19 protein-coding genes and 1 tRNA gene are annotated in these 20,337 nt (G+C 68.3%); 14 read left to right on the top strand and 6 right to left on the bottom strand.

Annotation, left to right across the window (positions count from 1 at the left end; all coding sequences use genetic code 11):
* Positions 1-24: 24 nt before the first annotated feature.
* The 9 genes from lepB (at position 25) to AB4Y80_RS04515 (ending at position 7,780) form a co-directional block, all read left to right on the top strand.
* Complete coding sequence (lepB, locus tag AB4Y80_RS04555) at positions 25-882, top strand: signal peptidase I (RefSeq protein ID WP_442212158.1); 858 nt, start codon at positions 25-27, stop codon at positions 880-882.
* Positions 882-1,568 carry a ribonuclease HII gene (locus tag AB4Y80_RS04550; RefSeq protein ID WP_442212157.1) on the top strand — a complete coding sequence of 229 codons (687 nt, stop codon included), beginning with the start codon at positions 882-884 and terminating at the stop codon, positions 1,566-1,568. Before lepB ends, AB4Y80_RS04550 begins: the two co-directional genes overlap by 1 nt.
* A 45-nt stretch (positions 1,569-1,613) precedes the next feature.
* Positions 1,614-1,946, top strand: coding sequence for a DUF2469 domain-containing protein (locus tag AB4Y80_RS04545; RefSeq protein WP_442212156.1), 333 nt, complete (start codon positions 1,614-1,616; stop codon positions 1,944-1,946).
* A gap of 207 nt (positions 1,947-2,153) precedes the next feature.
* Positions 2,154-2,510 (top strand): YraN family protein, encoded by a 357-nt coding sequence (locus tag AB4Y80_RS04540; protein ID WP_442212155.1) that lies wholly within the window; start codon positions 2,154-2,156, stop codon positions 2,508-2,510.
* Positions 2,511-4,085, top strand: a complete 1,575-nt coding sequence (locus tag AB4Y80_RS04535) for a YifB family Mg chelatase-like AAA ATPase (protein ID WP_442212154.1) — start codon at positions 2,511-2,513, stop codon at positions 4,083-4,085. It begins immediately after the preceding gene.
* Positions 4,082-5,305: a DNA-processing protein DprA gene (gene dprA / locus AB4Y80_RS04530; protein ID WP_442212153.1), complete on the top strand. Its 1,224-nt coding sequence runs from the start codon at positions 4,082-4,084 to the stop codon at positions 5,303-5,305. The genes AB4Y80_RS04535 and dprA overlap by 4 nt, the downstream gene beginning before the upstream one ends.
* A 104-nt stretch (positions 5,306-5,409) precedes the next feature.
* Positions 5,410-5,985 (top strand): macro domain-containing protein, encoded by a 576-nt coding sequence (locus AB4Y80_RS04525; RefSeq protein WP_442212152.1) that lies wholly within the window; start codon positions 5,410-5,412, stop codon positions 5,983-5,985.
* Positions 5,986-6,085: 100 nt separating this feature from the next.
* Entirely contained in the window at positions 6,086-7,021 is a 936-nt protein-coding gene (locus tag AB4Y80_RS04520; RefSeq protein ID WP_442212151.1) for a tyrosine recombinase XerC, read from the top strand.
* Between the two features lie 255 nt (positions 7,022-7,276).
* Positions 7,277-7,780, top strand: a complete 504-nt coding sequence (locus tag AB4Y80_RS04515; protein ID WP_442212149.1) for a DUF3145 domain-containing protein — start codon at positions 7,277-7,279, stop codon at positions 7,778-7,780.
* A 165-nt stretch (positions 7,781-7,945) separates the two neighbouring features.
* On the opposite strand, the gene AB4Y80_RS04510 is transcribed toward AB4Y80_RS04515, so the two are convergent.
* From AB4Y80_RS04510 to aceE, 6 genes are all read right to left on the bottom strand, one after another.
* The gene (locus tag AB4Y80_RS04510) at positions 7,946-9,199 is read right to left on the bottom strand and encodes a beta-ketoacyl-[acyl-carrier-protein] synthase family protein (protein WP_442212148.1); all 1,254 of its coding nucleotides are present in this window, start codon (positions 9,197-9,199) and stop codon (positions 7,946-7,948) included.
* Positions 9,200-9,326: 127 nt separating this feature from the next.
* Positions 9,327-9,572, bottom strand: a complete 246-nt coding sequence (locus tag AB4Y80_RS04505) for an acyl carrier protein (protein ID WP_442212147.1) — start codon at positions 9,570-9,572, stop codon at positions 9,327-9,329.
* A 101-nt stretch (positions 9,573-9,673) separates the two neighbouring features.
* Entirely contained in the window at positions 9,674-10,684 is a 1,011-nt protein-coding gene (locus AB4Y80_RS04500; RefSeq protein WP_442212209.1) for a beta-ketoacyl-ACP synthase III, read from the bottom strand.
* A 47-nt stretch (positions 10,685-10,731) separates the two neighbouring features.
* Positions 10,732-11,673, bottom strand: a complete 942-nt coding sequence (locus tag AB4Y80_RS04495) for an ACP S-malonyltransferase (RefSeq protein ID WP_442212146.1) — start codon at positions 11,671-11,673, stop codon at positions 10,732-10,734.
* A gap of 133 nt (positions 11,674-11,806) precedes the next feature.
* The gene (locus tag AB4Y80_RS04490) at positions 11,807-13,057 is read right to left on the bottom strand and encodes a PucR family transcriptional regulator (protein ID WP_442212145.1); all 1,251 of its coding nucleotides are present in this window, start codon (positions 13,055-13,057) and stop codon (positions 11,807-11,809) included.
* Between the two features lie 118 nt (positions 13,058-13,175).
* Positions 13,176-15,917 carry a pyruvate dehydrogenase (acetyl-transferring), homodimeric type gene (gene aceE / locus AB4Y80_RS04485; RefSeq protein WP_442212144.1) on the bottom strand — a complete coding sequence of 914 codons (2,742 nt, stop codon included), beginning with the start codon at positions 15,915-15,917 and terminating at the stop codon, positions 13,176-13,178.
* Between the two features lie 441 nt (positions 15,918-16,358).
* Here aceE and AB4Y80_RS04480 point away from each other — a divergent pair, with 441 nt between their 5' ends.
* The 5 genes from AB4Y80_RS04480 (at position 16,359) to AB4Y80_RS04460 (ending at position 19,795) form a co-directional block, all read left to right on the top strand.
* On the top strand, positions 16,359-16,778 hold the full coding sequence (locus AB4Y80_RS04480) for a DUF3052 domain-containing protein (RefSeq protein ID WP_442212143.1): 420 nt from the start codon (positions 16,359-16,361) through the stop codon (positions 16,776-16,778).
* Between the two features lies 1 nt (position 16,779).
* Positions 16,780-17,256: a peroxiredoxin gene (locus tag AB4Y80_RS04475; protein WP_442212142.1), complete on the top strand. Its 477-nt coding sequence runs from the start codon at positions 16,780-16,782 to the stop codon at positions 17,254-17,256.
* A gap of 13 nt (positions 17,257-17,269) precedes the next feature.
* Complete coding sequence (locus AB4Y80_RS04470) at positions 17,270-18,217, top strand: NAD-dependent protein deacetylase (RefSeq protein ID WP_442212141.1); 948 nt, start codon at positions 17,270-17,272, stop codon at positions 18,215-18,217.
* Between the two features lie 76 nt (positions 18,218-18,293).
* Positions 18,294-18,366: transfer RNA gene (locus AB4Y80_RS04465), tRNA-Val, on the top strand.
* Positions 18,367-18,589: 223 nt separating this feature from the next.
* Positions 18,590-19,795 carry a hypothetical protein gene (locus tag AB4Y80_RS04460; protein ID WP_442212140.1) on the top strand — a complete coding sequence of 402 codons (1,206 nt, stop codon included), beginning with the start codon at positions 18,590-18,592 and terminating at the stop codon, positions 19,793-19,795.
* The last annotated feature ends 542 nt before the right edge of the window (positions 19,796-20,337 follow it).

The following is a 20,337-nucleotide window of genomic DNA, read 5'->3' as shown; positions in this document are numbered from 1 at the left end:
ACTTCGTAAGGAAAAGATTCGTTCATGCAGCACAATGTGCCCCGGGACCCCGGCGAAGACGAACCGCACGACGCCGGCACCCCGGGTGAGGCCGCCCGGCCGGCGTCCGGTGCGTCCGGGTCGTCCGGTGCGTCCGGGTCGTCTGGGGCGGGCACGGCCGGGGATCGGCTGCGCAGCGGCGCCTGGGCGTGGGGCAAGGAGATCCTCACGATCCTGGCCATCGCGGTCGTGCTGTCCTTCCTGATCAAGACCTTCCTGTTCCGGGCGTTTTACATCCCCTCCGGATCCATGGAAAACACGCTGCGCATCGACGACCGGATCTTCGTGAACCTGCTGGTGCCCGAACCCTTCGCGCTCAAGCGCGGGGACGTGGTGGTCTTCAAGGACACCCAGGGGTGGCTGCCGCCCCAGCCGCCCGCGAGCCCCGGCCCGCTGGGCTGGCTCAACGACGCGGCCACCTTTGTCGGCGTGGCCCCCGACGCCTCCGCCCAGCACCTGGTCAAGCGGGTCATCGGCCTGCCCGGGGACCACGTGAAGTGCTGCACCGTGGACGGAAAGATCACCGTCAACGGCGTGGCCATCACCGAGCCCTACCTGTTCCCGGGGGCGTCGCCGTCGGACACCACCTTTGACGTCACCGTCCCGGCCGGACACCTGTGGGTCATGGGCGACCACCGGAACAACTCCGATGATTCGCGCGAGCACGAGGAAACCAGCGGGACCGGCTTTGTGCCGCTCGAGGACGTCGAGGGACGCGCCGTCGTCATCGCCTGGCCCGTCTCCCACATCGGCGTGCTGGGGAACTACCCGGATGTTTTCAAGGGCGTCCCGGCGCCCAGGGCCGCCGGCCACGGCGCGCCGCCCGTGACGGCGAGCCGGTAGTGGTCTCCGTCCCGCCCACCCTGCTGTGGGAACGCGAACTCGCCGCGGCCGGGTACACGCTCGTGGCCGGCTGCGACGAGGTGGGTCGCGGCGCCCTGGCCGGGCCGGTCAGCGTCGGCATGGTGGTGATTGAGGCCGGCACGGCGACGGACCTGCCCGGCGTCCGGGACAGCAAACTGCTGCGCGAATCCGTGCGCCGGGAGCTGGTGCCGGCCATCAAGGACTGGGCCGCCGCCAGCGCCGTCGGGCACGCGTCGGCCGCGGAGATTGACGCCCTGGGCCTGGTGGCGGCCCTGCGCCTGGCAGGCACGCGCGCCCTGGCCGCCGTCGCCGCCTCCCTGCTGCCCAGTTTCGTGATTTTGGACGGGAACCAGGACTGGCTCTCGGTGCCGCTGCAGCCGGAATTCAGTTTCGGCCCGGCCGATGCGCCCCTGCCGGGGGATTCCGCGACCGGTGCGGCCATGGAGGTGCGGACCCGCATCAAGGCGGACATGACGTGCCTGTCGGTCGCCGCCGCCAGCGTCCTGGCGAAGGTCGAGCGCGACGCCATGCTGGTGGCCCTGAGCGAGGAATTCCCGCAGTTCGGGTGGGACTCCAACAAGGGCTACGGCACCGCTCCTCACCGCGCCGCCATCGCCGCGCACGGTCCCACGGACTTTCACCGCAAGTCCTGGCGGCTCCTCTAACGCGGGCGTTCGGCAACTCGTGCCCGGGTGATGGATGATGGAAGCATGAGCGCAGAGGACTTAGAGAACTACGAAACCGACATGGAGCTGCAGCTCTACCGTGAATACCGGGACGTGGTGAACCTGTTCAGCTATGTGGTGGAGACGGAGCGGCGCTTCTACCTGGCCAACCACGTGGACCTGCAGGCCAGATCGGCCGACGGCGAGGTGTACTTTGACCTGACGCTCCAGGACGCGTGGGTGTGGGACGTCTACCGCACCGCCCGCTTCGTCAAGAACGTGCGCGTCATCACGTTCAAGGACGTCAACGTCGAGGAACTGATCAAGTCCGACGACCTCCAGATCCCCAAGGACGGCCAGCTCGGTTCCCTCGGCTAAGACCTGGGCCACGCATGGAGAGGACGACGGCGGAACGCAGGTTCCGCCGTCGTCCTCCCTTTTGCCCCTGGCCCGCCCACGCCTCATCCGCCGTGACGGCGGCGGTGGGCCCTCCACACCGGGGTGATGCGGTGCCGCTGTCCACACTTTGGCCGCCGGCCCTGTCGCCGGCGGCCGTTCCTCGCCACGCTGGTGGTGGAGGAAGCGATGAAAGCAAAGGACGTGCTGGGCCGGGCCGGGGAGCGGGTGGCCGCCGACTACCTGGAGGATCTGGGCATCCGGGTCATTGACAGCAATTGGCGGTGCCCGTCGGGGGAGATCGACCTGGTCGCACTCGACGGGGCCGAATTGGTCATCGTCGAGGTGAAGACCCGGCGGTCCCTGCGCTATGGCGACCCTTTGGAGGCCGTCACGGCGGCCAAGGTGGCCAGGCTGCGCACCCTCGCCGTGGTCTGGGCCCGGGCGCACAGCCACGTCATGGGTGCGCTGCGCATCGACGCCGTCGGCATCGTCATGGACGGCCGCGGCGAGCCCGTCGTGGACCACCTCAAGGGGGTGGGGTAGGTGGGCATGGGGCGGGCGCTGGCCGTGGCGCTGGTGGGCCTGAACGGCCACGTGATCGAGGTCGAGGCCGACATCGGCCAAACACTGCCCGCGTTCGTGCTGCTGGGTTTGCCCGATGCGGCCCTCTCCGAGGCCAGGGAGCGGATCCGCTCCGCCGCGCAAAATTCCGGCATCCCGCTAAGCCGCCGCAAGATCACGGTGAACCTGGTGCCGGCGTCGTTGCCGAAGAAGGGGTCCGGCTTTGACCTGGCGATCGTGATGGCGGCTCTCAACGCCGCCGGGGACGTTCGCCGAACGGGCGGCACGGTCTTCATTGCCGAGCTGGGCCTGGACGGGCGGCTCCGGCCCGTGCGGGGAGTGCTCCCGGCCGTCCTGGCCGCCATGACCGCCGGGTGCCGGGAGTTTGTGGTGGCGGCCGCCAACCTTGCCGAGGCCGAGCTGGTCGCCGGGGCCAGGGTGCGCGGCTACGAATCCCTGGCCGAAGTGGCGCAGGACTTCGACGCCAACCCCGAGAAGCTCGTCGTCGCCGACCCCGGCCCCGCCGCCGGCGATGCGCGGGTGCCGGCGGTGGGCGGGCCGTCCGCGGGCGGGCCGGCACGGGCCGAGCCGTCCGGAGCCCCGGACCTGGCGGAGGTTGCCGGTCAGGCCGAGGCGCGGCTGGCCCTGGAAATCGCGGCCGCCGGCGGACACCACCTGATGATGGTGGGACCGCCGGGCTCCGGCAAGACGATGCTCGCCGAGCGCCTGTCCGGCCTCTTGCCGGACCTCAACGACGCCGAAGCCATGGAGGTCACCGCCATCCACTCGCTGGATAACGGAGGGGAGGGCATCACCGCGCTGGTGCGCCGTCCCCCGTATGAGCGGCCGCACCATTCGGCCAGCACGGCCTCCATCATCGGCGGCGGCAGCGGCATTCCCCGTCCCGGGGCCGCATCGCGGGCGCACCGGGGTGTCCTGTTCCTGGACGAGGCGCCGGAGTATGACCGCCGGGTCCTTGATGCCCTGCGGCAGCCGCTGGAGAGCGGCGAACTCGTCTTGCACCGCTCGGCGGGAACGGCCGCGTATCCCGCCCGGTTCCAGTTGGTCATGGCGGCCAACCCCTGCCCCTGTGGCAAGGCGACCGGCAAGGGCATGGGCTGTGAGTGCACGCCGATGGCCCGGCGGCGCTACTTTGGAAAATTGTCCGGGCCGCTGCTGGACCGGGTGGACATCCAGCTGCAGGTCAACCGGGTCTCCCTGGCGCAACTCTCCGACACCGGGCCGCGGGAATCAACGGCCCAGGTCGCCGCCCGGGTGCGGCTGGCCCGGAGCAGCCAGCTGGAGCGGCTGCGGCCGTTTGGCCTGGTTCACAACGCCGACCTCTCCGGCCGGCTGCTGCGGGGGCCCCTGCGCCTGGACCCCCGCAACACGCAGTTGCTGGACCGGGCCATGGGGGCCGGGACGCTGACGGCCCGCGGCTACGACCGCGTCCTGCGCCTGTCCTGGACGGTGGCCGACCTGCGGGGACAAAGCCGGCCCGGTCCCGACGAGGTGGGGCTGGCCCTGACATTGAGACAACGAGGAGTGGGAGCATGAGAGATTACACCGGCGGGGCCGAACCCGAGCGCCAGGGCATACGCGTGGCCCGGGCCGCGCTGACCCGCCTGATGGAACCGTCGGACCTGGCCGGAATGGCCCTGATCCGGGTCGCCGGCGCGGTGGAGGCGCTGCGCCTGATCCAGGGGACGTTCGCCTCCAGTGCTTCTCTGGAACGGGACATGAGCTCGGTGCTCGCCGAGGCGGGCATGCCCCGGTGGCCCGGCCTCGCCGACGCCCTGACGCGCTGGCGGCCCCGGCTGGCCGATCTGGCCCCGGACCGGGACCTGAACGTCGTGGCACGCCTGGGTGGCGGCCTGCTCATCCCCGAAGACAGCCTGTGGCCGGCCGCCCTGGCCGACCTCCAGCTGGCCGAACCCATCGCGTTGTGGATTCGCGGCCGTGGACCGCTGATCCCGGAACTCCACAGGTGCATCGCGGTGGTGGGCTCGCGCGACAGCACCAGCTACGGCGCCACCGTCACCGGGGAGCTGGCCGCGGCACTGGTGCAGCGCGACTACACCGTGATCAGCGGCGGCGCCTACGGCATCGACGCCCACGCCCACCGCGGCGCGCTCGCCGCCGCCTCGCCGGGCCGTCCCGCCGACGGCCCCGCCACGCTGGCCATCATGGCCGGGGGAGTGGACCGCTTCTACCCCTCCGGCAACGAGGACCTGCTGCGCACCATCACGGAGCAGGGGGCCATGGTGGCGGAAGTGCCCCCGGGCACCAACCCCACTCGCTACCGCTTCTTGCAGCGCAACCGCCTCATCGCCGCCCTGAGCGCGGTCACCGTGGTGGTCGAGGCACGCTGGCGCTCCGGTGCCCTCAACACGGCCCACCACGCCGACGGGTTGAGCCGCCCCGTCGGGGCCGTGCCCGGCTCCGTCTACTCCGCCAACTCGGCCGGCTGCCACCGGCTGCTGCGCGAAGGATCCGCCGTCTGCGTCACCGATGCCGCGGACGTGGCCGAACTGGCCGGAGCCCCCGGTGTGAACCTGGCAGCCGAACGGGCCGCGGCCCCCGCACCGCACGACGGACTCGGCGTGGAGGACCTGCTGCTCATGGATGCCCTGCCGCTGCATTCGGCCACCACCATCGACAAGCTCAGCGTGGTGGCGGGGCTGGGAACGGCAACCGTGCTGGCCGGCCTCGGGCGGCTGGAGCTGTTGCGCCTGGCCCGACGCGTCAACAACGGCTGGCAGCGCTGCAGCCCGTAGCGTCAGCCCCCGCCGGCCCCCTGCGTCCTGTGGCTCCCGTCGGCCCCCGCCGGTCCCGGCCCTCGCCACTGCCGATCCGGCGAATCCTTGCTACCCTCGGCAGCATGGACGTGACCATCCTGCGCGGGGACATAACGACGTTGAGCGTGGACGCGATCGTCAATGCCGCCAACTCGAGCCTGCTCGGGGGCGGCGGCGTCGACGGTGCCATCCACCGGGCGGCCGGCCCCGGGCTCCTGGCGGAGTGCCGGGAACTGCGCCGCATCCGGCTGCCGGACGGCCTGCCGGTCGGGGGCGCGGTGGCCACCGGCGCCGGGAACCTGAAGGCGCGGTGGGTCATCCACACCGTGGGCCCCAACAGGCATTCCGGCGAGACGGACCACGCCCTGCTGCAAAGCTGCTTTGCGCGCTCCTGCGAATTGGCGGGCCGGCTTGGCGCGTACTCCGTGGCGTTCCCCGCCATTGGCGGGGGAGTCTACGGCTGGTCGCCCGACGACGTCGCTCGTGCGGCGGCCGCGGGCTTCGCGGAGGCCCGGCGGGGCCTCGAGGATGCTCCCATTGGGCGCCCCGGCTCCGGGGAGACGGCGATCACGGCAGCCGCACCGGGGATGCCGGGGTCGATCATCCTGGTTGCCTTTTCGATGGACATGGCGCGAGCATTCCACACCGCCTTTGACTGAGCACCCGGCGGGACCGCCCACTTAGGTTGGCGCCATCCCAATTCCGGGATTGGCGGCGGGGCAGCTTGCCCCGGGCCGGTGGACCGAGCACAGTGGGAGCGTGGACTACGACGAACGCGCCCGGCTGCCGGCGGAGCTGGATGCTGCCGCCGCCGCCTTCGAACGATACCTGGCCGCCGAACGCGGCCGCTCAGAACACACGGTTCGCGCCTACCGGGGCGACATCGACGCTCTCCTGATCCATGCCCTGGCCGAGGGCATCCGCGCCTTGGCCGGCGTTGACCTGGGGGTACTGCGCCGCTGGCTGGGCGAGCAGAATGCCGCCGGACTGTCCCGCTCGACCCTTGCCCGGCGCACGGCAACGGTCCGCAGCTTCATGGCCTGGGCCGTCCGGGAGGAATTGATCGCCGTTGATCCGGCCCTGCGCCTGAAGGCGCCCAAGCGCAACCAGTCGCTGCCGGCCGTCCTGCAGCAGCAACAGGTGCAACGGATCATGGACTCGCTGAAGTTGCGCGCAGACTCCGGCGGTCCCATCGACCTCAGAAATCACGCCATGGTGGAATTGCTGTACGCCACCGGAATCCGGGTCGGCGAACTCGCCGGCATGGACGTCGATGAGGTGGACCTGGAACGACGCACCCTGAAGGTGCTGGGCAAGGGCAATAAGGAGCGCACCGTCCCGTTCGGCGTCCCCGCGGCCGACGCGGTCCGGCGCTGGCTCCTGGCCGGGCGGCCGGCGGTTCATCAGCCCGCCGGCGGCCACGCCCTGTTCCTGGGCAAGCGAGGGGCCCGGATCGACCAGCGGCAGGTGCGCTCCGTCGTCGCTCAAGCCCTCAGGGCGCTGGGGGACACATCCGCGACCGGCCCGCACACACTTCGCCACACCGCGGCGACACACCTGCTGGATGGGGGTGCCGATCTGCGGGCGGTGCAGGAAATCCTGGGGCACAGTTCCCTGGCCACCACGCAGCTGTACACCCACGTCTCCGTCGAGCGGCTGCGCGCGAGCTACAAGCAGGCCCATCCGCGGGCATGATGTGACACGACTGTGAAGTATTTTCCCCCGACGGTGGCCTAACGGGGAATCCTAGGACACAATGAGAGGGAGTTGCCGGTCGTTGCCAGTGGGCGGCGGCCGTAAACTAGTCTGTCAGAGGATATTTGTCAGAGGATAAAGGCCAGACGATAAAGGTCAGGCAGTTGGGACGGGTCACACCGGCTCCGCGCACTACAAGTTCCATCCGAGTTGAAGGTCGTTGGGGAAGACGCACCTACTGCAATGGAGGATGGAATGAACGTTGTTTCGACGCGCGGTGTCTTGTTTGTGCACTCAGCCCCGGCTGTCATGTGCCCACATATTGAATCATCCATCGCAGCGGTGATGGACCGGCGCACGGGCCTGCAGTGGACACCACAGCCCGCGGCGCCCAATGTGCTGCGCACGGAATTTGTGTGGCAGGGGCCGGCCGGCACGGGCGCGCGTCTGGCGTCGGCGCTTCGCGGCTGGGCCAACGTCCGGTATGAGGTCACCGAGGAGCCGAGCCCCGGCGTCGACGGCGCCCGCTGGTCCCACACGCCCGAGCTCGGGATCTTCCACGCCGTCACCGACGTTCACGGCAACATCATGGTCTCCGAGGACCGCATCCGCTATGCGTACGAGGCGGGCCGGGGCGAGCCCGCGGCCGTCTACCAGGAACTGTCCCTCGCGCTGGGCGAGGCGTGGGACGAGGAATTGGAACCGTTCCGCCACGCTGCCGCCGGCGCGCCCGTGCGCTGGCTGCACCACGTCGGCTAGGTACAGCCAGACCTTCCTAGAGATCAGCCGGCGCGCGGAGCTAGCGCATGCGCCGACCGGCGGATCCGGCCTTGGACCACATCGTAGTTATCCGCCCTTGACGAAAATCGGCGCCCGCCACAAGGCGGGCGCCGATGTTCGTCCGTGCGAACCAAAATAAGAGGCCTACTCCGCCTTGGGCCCGGTGCTGCGGATCGCCACCACGGCGTTGTGACCGCCGAAGCCAAACGAGTTGTTCAGGGCCATGACCTGCCCGGACGGCAGCACCCGGGGGGTACCGGTGACAATGTCCAACGGGATTTCCGGGTCCTGGTTGTGCAGGTTGATGGTGACGGGGGCCAGACGGTGGTAGATGGCCAGGACGGCAAGGACCGACTCCACGGCGCCGGAGGCCCCCAGCAGGTGCCCGGTCTGGGACTTCGTGGCGGAGACGCACACACTGTCCAGGTGGCCGCCCAGGGCGGCACGCAGTGCCGTGTACTCGGGCCGGTCGCCCACAGGCGTGGACGTGGCGTGGGCGTTGACGTGGACGACGTCTTCGGCCTGCGCGCGGGCGTCAAACAAGGCGGCTTTCAGGGCACGGGTGGCACCCAGGCCCTCGGGGTCCGGGGCCGTGATGTGGTACGCATCCGCGGTGACGGAGGTGCCGGCCAGCTCGCCGTAGATCCGGGCACCGCGGGCCAGGGCATGCTCCTCGGCCTCCAGGACCAGGGCGCCGGCACCTTCACCCATGACGAAGCCGTCGCGGCTGATGTCGTAGGGGCGGGAGGCGCCTTCGGGGTCGTCGTTGCGCTTGGACAGCGCCTGCATGGAGGCGAACGCGGCCATGGGCAGCGGGTGGATCGCCGCCTCGGCGCCGCCGGCCATCACGATGTCGGCCTTCCCGGAGCGAATGAGCTCCAGGCCCATGTGCAGGGCCTCGGTGCCGGAGGCGCAGGCGGAGACGGGGGTGTGGGCCCCGGCGCGGGCGCCGAGGTCCAGGCTGACAGCGGCGGCCGGCCCGTTGGGCATCAGCATGGGAACGGTCATCGGCAACACTCGGCGCGGGCCCTTTTCGCGCAGCGTGTCCCAGGCGTCCAGGAGGGTCCAGACGCCGCCGATGCCGGTGGCGAAGGCGACCGCCAGGCGGTCGTGGTCGACCTCGCCCAGTCCGGAGTCCTTCCAGGCCTCGCGGGCGGCCACGACGGCGAACTGCGTGGAGGGGTCCATGCGCTTGGCCTCGACGCGGCTGAGGACCTCGGACGCGGGGTTCGTCACGCGGGCGGCGAAGTGTACCGGGAGGTCGTACTTTTCAACCCAGTCATCCGTGAGGGTGTGCGCGCCGGCGACACCCTTGAGGGCGTTCTTCCACATGGTCGGGACGTCGCCGCCGATTGGCGTGGTTGCTCCCAATCCAGTGATGACTACTTTGCGGGCCATGGTTCAACTCTCTAGAAAGAATAAAGGACAGGACATTTCATTAATGCTGTGGGTGGCCGGCGCGCCGTGGCGCCAGCCACCCACCATGCCCTGTGTCGCACACGCGGAAAGGGCTTGCGCGGGGCTATTAAGCCTTGGCGCCGGCGATGAAGGTGACGGCGTCGCCGACGGTCTTGAGGTTCTTGACCTCTTCGTCCGGGATCTTCACGTCGAACTTTTCCTCGGCGTTGACGACGATCGTCATCATGGAGATCGAGTCAATGTCCAGATCGTCGGTGAACGACTTGTCCATTTCAACGGCCTCGGGGGCCAGACCGGTCTCTTCGTTGACGATTTCGGCCAAACCGGCCAGGATTTCTTCGTTGCTAGCCATTGACGGCTCCTTTTCTTGTATTTTTACTTCACGATCAAGGACTTGATCTCTTCAGGCAGTGGCGACCACGCCACAAGAGTGGCCCGGCCCGCTGTCTGTTCTTAGGGGAGGCGAACCACTTGGGCACCAAACACCAAACCGGCGCCAAAACCGATCTGCAGTGACAACTTACCGGACAGCTCGGGATTCTCGATCAGCAGGCGGTGTGTTGCCAGCGGAATTGACGCCGCGGACGTGTTGCCGGCGTCGGCGATGTCCCGGCCGATGATGACGTGTTCGGGCAGTTTCAGCTGCTTGGCGAGCTCGTCGATGATACGCATATTGGCCTGGTGCGGCACGAACGCGCCCAGGTCATCGGCCGTGATGCCGGCGACGTCGAGGGCCTTCTTGGCCATCTTGGCCATCTCCCACACGGCCCAGCGGAAGACGGTCTGCCCGTCCTGGCGCAGCGTGGGCCACAGGGTGGAGTGCGCCTCGTCGGCGGCGGCCATGGCGACGTCGTCGCCCTTCATGGCCTGCTCACTGAAGTCGCGGATGTCCAGCAGCGAGTGGGTCATGCCGATTGCGTCCCACTTGCCGCCGTCGGAGCCCCACACGGACGGGCCGATGCCGGGCTCCTCGGACGGGCCCACCACCACCGCGCCGGCGCCGTCGCCGAGCAGGAAGGAGATGGTGCGCTCGTGGTTGTCGATGACATCGGAGAGCTTTTCGGCGCCGATGACCAACACGTAGTCGGCGGTGCCGGCCCGGACCAGGGCGTCGGCCTGGGCCACGCCGTAGCAGTAGCCGGCACAGGCGGCAGAAATATCGAACGCGGGAGCCGGGGTGGCGCCGAGCCGGTCGGCGATCAGCGCCGCGGCCGACGGCGTCGCATACGGGTGCGACACGGTGGAGACCAGCACGGCGCCCAGCTGCGAGGGCTCAATGCCGGCGTTCTTGATCGCCTCGGCGCCGGCGCCCACGGCCATGTCCACGACGGACACGTCGCGGGGGGCCCGGTGGCGGGTGATGATGCCGGTGCGCTGGCGGATCCACTCGTCGGAGGAATCGATCCACTGGCACACGTCGTCGTTGGTGACGATCACGGACGGGCGGTAGGCGCCAATGCCCATGATGCGCGATCCCTCACGCAGGGTGTGTTGTTGCAGTTGGGCTGTGCTCACTTATGTTCCTTCTCCCGCTGGGCGAGGCCGGCCAGCAGTTCCTTGGCGGATTCCAAATCGGCTGGTGTTTTCACTGCAACGGTAGCAACACCGCTCATGCCGCGCTTGGCCAGCCCGGTCAGGGTGCCGGCCGGGGTGAGCTCGATCAGCCCGGTCACGCCCATCGCGGTCATTGTCTCCATGCACAGGTCCCAGCGCACCGGCCGCGACACCTGGGCGATCAGCGACTCGAGCGCCGCCGCCCCGGAGACGACGACGGCGCCGTCGTAGTTGGACAGCAGCGGCACCTTGGGCGTGTGCGGGGCAAGTGACGGGGCGAGCGCCTCCAGGGCGGCCACGGCGGGCGCCATGTGGTGGGTGTGGAAGGCGCCGGCGACCTGCAGCGGGATGACGCGGGCCTTGGCCGGCGGGGCGGCCACGAGTGCGGCAATCTGCTCCATGGTGCCGGCGGCCACGGTCTGGCCCTTGGAATTCATGTTGGCCGGAGTCAGTCCCGCGGCGGTGATGGCGGCCAGGACGTCCTCGGCGTCGCCACCGACGACGGCGGCCATGCCGGTGGGCGTCACGGCGGCCGCGGCGGCCATCGTGTTGGCGCGTTCGCGCACGAACGCCATGGCGTCGTCGTTGGACAGCGTGCCGGTCAGGGCGGCGGCGGTGATTTCACCAACCGAGTGGCCGGCCACGACCACCGGCAGGGTGTCCAGGGACGTCTCCAGCAGGGCCTGTGCGGCCACCAGCCCGGCGGCCACGATCAGCGGCTGGGCGACCGCGGTGTCCTTGATGGTTTCGGCGTCCGAGGTGGTGCCGTGCGCGATCAAATCGATGCCGGCGGCCTCGCTCAGGGCAGCCAATTTTTCCCGCACGCCGGGCAGCTCAAGCCAGGGCGAGAGGAATCCGGGCGTTTGTGACCCCTGACCAGGGCAGACTATTGCAAGCACATTCTCCAGCTTTCCAAACTTGGGGGCCTTTGCACGGTGTTTCGGTACACCAAGCTCATCTCGTTGATTTGTAGGAATCCTACAATATGGGCGGTTTTTGACGGAGCCGGACCGGCCCCGGGCGCCGATCGGCTCAGGCGCGCGCGGCCGGCCGCTCCGGGACCGCCTTGGCCGGCATGGCCAGGCGCCCCACGACCAGCGCGGTTTGGAGGACGAACGCCTCCCGGGGGACCAGCGGGTCCCAGCCGGTGACGTCGCAGACGCGCCGCAGCCGGTACCTGACGGTGTTGGAATGGACAAACAGGTCGCGGGCGGTGGCTTCCAGGGAATGGCCCAGCTGCAGATAGCTGCCCAGGGTTTCCAGGAGGCCGTTGGAGGCGGCCACCAGTGGCCGGTAGATGTTCACAAGCAGGGCCCGGCGGGCGGTGTCGTCGCCGCCGATCACCCGTTCGGGCCACAGGTCCTCGGCCGAGACCGGCCGCGGGGCACCGTCCCAGCCCTTGACCACGGCCATCCCGGCAAAGGCCGCCTTGGCCGAGATGGTGGCGTCGGTCAGGGTCGGTGCCAGCGGGCCGTAGACCACCGGGCCCGGAGCGAACAGCTCGCTCAGGCGCAAGTAGGCGGTTTCCGGATCCGCCACGTTGCCGAGCACCAGGATGAGCCGGTCGCCCTGGATCCCCACCATGACGTCGGCGGCAAAGCGGCCGGCGGCGCGGCGCAGGGTGGAAAGGTAGGTGGCGTTGGCCTCGGCCGGCGCCGGGCCCACCATGATCGTGAAGTGTCCGTGCGATGTCCAGCCCAGGGCCGAGATCCGCGACTGAAGGGCGTCGGACTGTTCACCGCGCAGTATGCCGTCAACGGCCAGTGCCTCCAGGCGGGTGTCCCAGGCGCCGCGGTTTTCCGCGGCGCGGGCGTAGACGTCGGCCGCCGCGAAGGCCACCTCGCGCGAATACCGCAGCACGGCCTCGCGCAGGGCGACCTGTTCATCGGCGGCGGCCAGTTCCGGCACCCGGTCCTCCACGACCTGGACCACCGTGCGGATCAGCTGCAGGGCCCGCTGCAGGCTGATGGAGCGCGTCAATTCGGTGGGCGCCGTGCCGAAGACGTCGGAGAGCACCCAACTGGGGGAGGAGGGGTGCTCGTACCAGGAGACGAAAGCGGAAATGCCGTTCTGGGCCACCAGGCCCAGCGAGGACCGCTCGTCGGAGCTCAGGCGGCGGTACCAGGGCAGCGTGTTTTCCAGTTCCCGCAGCATGGTGGTGGACAACGGCCCAATGTTCGCGCGCAGCCGCTCCAGGGTCCCGGGGGTGCTTCTGGCCGCCGTCCGCCGGGGAGCGGCGGCCGTGCCGGCGGGAACCGCCGTGCTGGAATTCTTAGGTGCCATTCCTTGAGGATATGTCCTTTGCACCCACCATGGGTATTTGTGTGAATACTACAACTGGCAGGGGCCGGTGCGACCCATCGGTCGCACCGGCCCCTGCCGGTTGTTGCTGCTTTCGCTGTTAGCTTTCGCCGCCGGCGTTGCCGGTGGTTCCCGCGTTGACATTGAGCAGGTCGTACTTCTCAATGGCCTGGCGGGGTGCGTTGGCGTCGACGTGCCCGTTCTTGGCCAGCATCTCCAGGGCACGGACCACCACGGAGTGGGCGTCGATCTTGAAGAACCGCCGGGCCGCGGCCCGGGTGTCGGAGAAGCCGAAGCCGTCGGCGCCGAGCGTGGCGAAGTCGTTGGGCAGGAACTGGCGCACCTGGTCCGGAACGGCCTTCATGAAGTCGGTCACCGCCACCACGGGACCGGCGGCGCCGGCCATCTTTTCGGTGATGTACGGGATGCGGTGCTCGGCATCCGGGTGGAGGAACGCGTCTTCCTCGGCGGCCAGCCCGTCGCGGCGCAGTTCCGTCCAGGACGTGACCGACCAAACGTCGGCCGCAACGCCCCATTCATCGGCGAGGATTTGCTGGGCCTCCAGGGCCCACGGCACGGCCACGCCCGACGCGAGCAGCTGCGTCCGAGGCCCGTCGTCCTGCCCCTTGTTCAGGAGGTAGATGCCGCGGGTGATGCCCTCGACGTCCATGTTCTCCGGCGCCTTGGGCTGGATGATCGGTTCGTTGTACACGGTGATGTAGTACATGACGTTGGGATCCGGGTGGGTCTCGCCGTACATGCGCTCCAGCCCCGCGTGGACGATGGCCCCGATCTCGTACCCGTAGGCCGGGTCGTAGCTGATCACGGCCGGGTTCGTGGAGGCCAGGATGGGGGAGTGCCCGTCCGCGTGCTGGAGGCCCTCACCGGTCAAGGTGGTGCGCCCGGCGGTGGCGCCGATGATGAACCCGCGGGTCATCTGGTCACCGGCCGCCCAGAAGCCGTCACCGGTGCGCTGGAAGCCGAACATGGAATAGAAGACGTAGATCGGGATCAACGGCTCGCCGTGCGTGGCGTAGGACGTGCCCGCGGCGGTGAAGGCCGCGACGGAGCCGGCCTCGTTGATGCCGGCGTGCACGATCTGCCCGCTGACGGACTCCTTGTACGCCAGGACCAGGTCGCGGTCCACGGACAGGTAGTTCTGCCCGTTCGGGTTGTAGATCTTCGCGGTCGGGAAGAACGCGTCGATGCCGAAGGTGCGTGCCTCATCGGGGATGATCGGCACGATCCGCGCCCCGAACTCCTTGTCCCGCATCAGGTCCTTGAGCAGGCGCACGAACGCCATGGTGGTGGCGGCGTGCTGCTTGCCCGAACCTCGGTTGGCCACCTCATAGGTCTTGTCCCCGGGCAGGACGACCTTGGTGTGCTTGTTGCGCCGCTCGGGCAGGAAGCCGCCAAGTTCCCGGCGCCGGTTCATCAGGTACTGGATTTCCGGGGCATCCATGCCCGGGTGGTAGTACGGGGGACGGTACGGATCCGCTTCCAGGACCTCATCGCTGATGGGCAGGCGCAGGTGGGTGCGGAAGTCCTTGAGGTCCTGCAGCGTCAGCTTCTTCATCTGGTGCGTGGAGTTGCGGGCCTCGAAGTGGGTGCCCAGGCCGTAACCCTTCACGGTGTGCGCCAGGATCACGGTCGGCTTGCCCTTGAACTCCACGGACGCCTTGTAGGCGGCGTAGACCTTGTGGTAATCGTGCCCGCCGCGCTTGAGGTTCCAGACCTGCTCGTCGTCCAGGTGGGCGGCCAGTTCCTTCGTCTGCGGGGTCTGGCCGAAGAAGTGCTCGCGCACAAACCCGCCGGACTCGGCCTTGTAGGTCTGGTAATCGCCGTCGACGGTGGTGTTCATGACGTCCACGAGGGATCCGTCGGTGTCCCGGGCCAGCAGGTCATCCCATTCCCGGCCCCAGAGAACCTTGATGACGTTCCAGCCGGCACCACGGAAGAAGGCCTCCAGTTCCTGGACGATCTTGCCGTTGCCGCGCACCGGCCCATCCAGGCGCTGGAGGTTGCAGTTGATGACAAAGTTGAGGTTGTCGAGCTTGTCGTTCGCGGCCAGCTGGAGCAGGCCGCGCGATTCGGGCTCGTCCATTTCGCCGTCGCCCAAGAACGCCCAGACCTGCTGGTCGGAGGTGTCCTTGATGCCGCGGTTGTGCAGGTAGCGGTTGGACTGGGCCTGGTAGATCGCATTCATCGGGCCGATGCCCATGGACACGGTCGGGAATTCCCAGAACTCCGGCATCAGGCGCGGGTGCGGGTACGACGACAACGCGTGGCCGGCATGGGACTTCTCCTGCCGGAACCCGTCCAGGTCCGCTTCGCTCAGGCGGCCTTCCAGGAATGCGCGGGCATACATGCCGGGGGAGGCGTGACCCTGGAAAAAGACCTGGTCGCCGCCGCCTGGGTGGTCCTTGCCCCGGAAGAAGTGGTTAAAGCCGACCTCGTACAGGGTTGCCGCACCGGCATAGGTGGAGATGTGTCCGCCGACGCCGATGTCGGGGCGCTGGGCCCGGTGCACCAGGACGGCGGCGTTCCACCGCAGCCAGGCACGGTACTTGCGCTCAATCTCTTCATTCCCCGGGAATTCCGGTTCCTGGTCGGCCGGAATCGTGTTGACGTAATCGGTGGTCGTGACCATCGGCACGCCAACACTTTGCGCACCGGCTCGTTGCAGCAAACTACGCATGATGAACTGGGCACGCTCGGTGCCGCGTTCCTGAATCAACGCGTCCAGGGACTCCAGCCATTCAGCGGTCTCGTCCGGATCACGATCGGGCAGCTGGTTTGTCAACCCGCTCAGGATATGTGAATTATCGTCTCCTGCAGCCACGTCCAACCTCTCTTAAAAGCAGTGTGGGGCGCCCAGTGCTGTGGCCATGGGCGTGTACAAACACTCTAGACCGAGGGCCTCACTTGTGCGTAGCCGGGGCCATTCGGTGACGGGACGGGGTGCCGCGGGGGTGGCGGCGCCGTGGATGGGATGCGGTCCGCGCCGCTGAGACGTAAATAAGGCGGTGGGCGGAAACTCGCGGCGCAAGCGACGCCCGGCACGTTTCCGGCCGCCATCCCGCCGCCCTGGCGGTGGCCCGCCGCCGCGCCGGGGAGTAACACAAATCACCTCCGCCGGCCCCGCCCTGCGGCGGAAATGGTACCAATGCGACGGGACGGTTGATCTGCGGCGCGGTGTAGAGGCAATATGGGCACAACCCCTAGACTGGGGGGAGATAAGAATGTAAACCAGCGCACAAGCATTGAACGCAGGAGGAATCACGTGAGCGAGGCCGACGCCGGCACCGTTGCCAAGGTGGCAGGCAATTTGGGGTTCAAGGATGGCGATCTCATCCAGGAACTCGGATACGACGACGACGTTGATCTGGACCTCCGGGACAGCATCGAGGAACTGATTGGTTCGGCGATGTTCGACGAGGAAGACCACGACGTCGTTGACGCCATTCTCATGTGGTGGCGCCAGGATGACGGGGACCTCGTGGACGCGCTGGTGGATTCGCTCACGTCCCTTGACGAGGGCGGGGTTGTCTGGATCCTGACGCCCAAGTCCGGCCGGGACGGGTATGTTCCGCCGGCGGAGATCCAGGAGGCGGCCCCCACCGCCGGCCTGCACGTGACCACCACGGCCGGGGTGTCCACCGATTGGGCCGCCACCCGCCTGGTTCCGCGCAAGCGGCAATAATATGGTCGACGCCGGAGCGCGCCTGGGCCCGCAGGTGGGCGAGCGTGCCCCCGACTTCTCCCTCCCCAACCAATTTGGCGAACCCGTGAGCCTGTCCGCGCTCAGGGGCGGGATCGCCGTCGTCGTCTTTTATCCGTTTGCCTTCTCCGGCATCTGCACGGGAGAGCTGTGCGAGCTGCGGGACAACTTTGCCGACTTTTCCCGGGACAATGTGCGCCTGCTGGCCGTGTCCGTGGACAGTAAGTACACGCTGCGCGCGTACGCGCAGGCACAGGACTACGAGTTTGACCTGCTGGCCGATTTTTGGCCGCACGGGGCGGTCGCCCGGCAGTACGGGGTCTTTAACGAGGAGCGCGGCATGGCCGGGCGCGGCACCTTCGTCATCGACGCCGACGGCGTGATCCGGGACGCCTTCAGCACGCCCACGGGCCAGGCCCGTCCGTTGGAGCGGTACCGCCAGGCCCTGGCAGCCCTGTAGCGATGGAACCCCGGTGACCGACAAGGAACGGCCGGGCATCGGGCTGACCGGACTGGTCCAGGACACGCCGGACCCGGGGCCGGCGGACGCCCCCGACACCGCCGTCGTGCTTGGCCGCATCGCCGGGCTGCTGCGCGGGCGCGGCTTTGCGCTGCTGACCGGGGCCGGGATCAGCACCGACTCTGGCATTCCGGACTATCGGGGTCCCGGGGCCGCAGCGCGAAAACCGCTGACCTATCAGGAATTTGTGGGGGATGAGTCCCTGCGCCGCCGGTATTGGGCCCGCAACCACCTTGGCTGGCGGCAGCTGCGCCATGCCGACCCCAATGCCGGGCATTTTGCGGCCGCGGCCCTGGAACGGGCCGGGCTGACGACCGGCATCATCACGCAAAACGTCGACCGACTGCACGAGGACGCCGGGGCCCTGGACGTCGTGGACCTGCACGGGAGGTTCGACAAGGTGGCATGCCTGCGGTGCGGGGAGGTCTACGAGCGCCGGTTCATCGCCACCGTCCTCACCGAACTCAACCCGGGGTTCCTGGAGGCCGTGGAGGCCATCGGGGGAGCGGGGACCGCCCCGGACGCCGACGCAGATCTGGAGCACGAGGTGCTGATCGGGGCGTTTCGCATTGCCTCCTGCCCCCTCTGCGGCGGCATGCTGAAACCGGACTTTGTGTTCTTTGGCGAAAATGTGCCCAAGGACCGCGTGGAGCGATCCTTTCAGATGGTGGACTCGGCGCAGGCCCTGGTGGTGGCGGGGTCATCGCTGACGGTGATGAGCGGTTTGCGCTTTGTGAAAAGGGCGGCCAGGGACGGCAAGCCCGTGGTGATCATCAACCGCGGCATCACGCGGGGCGACGGCGACGCCACGGTGAAACTGGAGGCCGGCGTCGGCCGGTCGCTGACGTATCTCGCCGACGCGCTGCGGACGCACGGCCAGTCGGGTTCGCGATTGGATTAACGCAGACGTATTCGGGTAGTGTAATTCCTCGTTGGTTCAACGCCCGGTGCACCTTGCGGGCGGTGAATGAGCGCAGGGGCCTTTAGCTCAGCTGGTAGAGCGCCACGTTTACACCGTGGATGTCATCGGTTCGATCCCGGTAGGGCCCACCCAAGGAAAACCCCGCCATTCCGCGCTTGCGAAGCTTGGAACGGCGGGGTTTTTGCGTGCCCGGGCCCGGCCTTGCGTCGGGGCAACGTTGACTCAAAGAGCAGCTTCCACCGTATTGACGGGCGTCGGGTTGGGGCGTGGAATTAAGGGTGACGCACGTTCCGATTCACCGTCCCCTCAGTGCCATGGGGGTGCCGGCGGGATCTGTGAAGGGAGCATGACATGGTTGGGGTTTCAGACTATGTCCGGGGCCGTCGCGGCCTGTCTCGCCACCTGATCGATTTTTCCCCCGATGTTCCCGAACCGCCGGTGGAGGGCGCCGCGCCGGCGCCCGAGGGCGGCCTCGGCGACGGGGCAGTCCGCCAAGCCTCCCTGCGCGGCGTGGCAGAATCGCTGTCCCATCGATGGCCCGGCGGCATGGCGCCCACGCCGGCGAACGACCCGGTCATTGATCCGGTGGCCGCATTGCCGCCGGCCGACTATGTGGTCATTGCCTGGACGGTGGCGGAAGCCAGGGCGCTGGCCAACGTGCTGACGCCGGGGGTGAACCCGGCGACAAAATGGCACCACTACACGCACAACTACGACGCTCTCCTGCCGACCATCAGGACGGGCGCACCGGCCCGGGCGTCCAAGCGGCTCGCAAGCTGGTATCGAAGCGCCATTGGCGGGAAGACGGTTCTCGTGATGAAGTCCGAACTTCACTTGAATCAGGACTCCATCTCCGCCGGTGACGGGACCGCCACCTTGCCGGTGGCCGAACTATTTCGCCAGATCATCAGGGAAGTCCGGCCCAAGCTCATCATCACCACGGGAACCGCGGGCGGCACCTTCGGGGATGCACAACTCGGCGATGTCGTCATCACCCGGGCCGCCCAGTTCCGGCTGGCGGACGAGTTCCGCAACGAACCGTTCAACGGAGCCCTCTACAAGAGTTCCGGCGAGATTCCACGGGACCAGTTGGGGGCGGCCACGGAGTTGTTGGACGTGGTGACGGGGCGCTTGAGGGAACCGGATTTTGGCCCGCCCACCACCAGGTACCCATTTGGGGCGCTCCTGCCCGGATTCGCGAATGCGCCGAGGCTGCTGTGCGACCGCGTGGATTTCTCCGAGTACCTGCCGATTCTCACGACCGACTATTTTGAGTTTGGCACCAGCACCAACAACCTGGGGGCCGAGGGCTGCGGCGTGGAAATGGGCGATGCCGTCCTGGGGTTCGTGGCTGCCGAACTCGGGGCCGCCGCACCGCGGTGGATGGTGGTTCGGAATGCCTCCGACCCGCCCATCAACGGCGCCTTGCCCACCTCGCCGTTCGTGCCCGATATGCAGGCTCACTGGGCGGTCTTTTACTATGACCAGTACGGCTACTTCACGAGCGTGAACAGCGCCCTGGCCTGTTGGGCCGTGATTGCCGCCGAGGCCAGATAGCGCCCGCGCGGGCATCCACTCTCACGGGCATCGACTTCGGGGGGAGAAGCGCCCCGGTATCACGTCACCGTGATACCGGGGGCCTTGGTTTTGTTGGCCCTTATTCTCCGAAGCGCCCCCAACGGGACCCGCTCGAGTCTTGCCCCAGCCCAAGAGACCAACATTTTTGACCTTACAATGCAACCGGCCCGCTGGCAATGGGGTGCCGTGTCGACCCCGCGTGTCGGAAGCATGCAAGGGCTTGCTTAAAGTAAAAGGCTCCTCGCCGCAGCTATTGGGGGACGCTGCGGAGAGGAGCCAGTGAGAACAATATAGCGGCTGCTTACGCCGGGTGCAAACACTCGGCGTAACATGACGGCCGGTTGTCGGAGTACGCACCATGGGCGCGCGAGGCCTGCGGGGCGCCGGCGGGGCGCCGGCGGGCGACATTAACGTGGATGACCTTCCACTGTGGCTATTGGGGGACGCCACAGTGGAAGGTCTGAACAAAATATACCCCCTTTCGGTGCGCTTGACAAACCCAAAATTTCACGCCCCAAGAC

This window comes from Specibacter sp. RAF43, from assembly GCF_052114065.1.
GTDB lineage: Bacteria > Actinomycetota > Actinomycetes > Actinomycetales > Micrococcaceae > Specibacter.
Note: the sequence above shows the minus strand (reverse complement) of the source record. Positions and strands in the feature narration are given on the sequence as shown.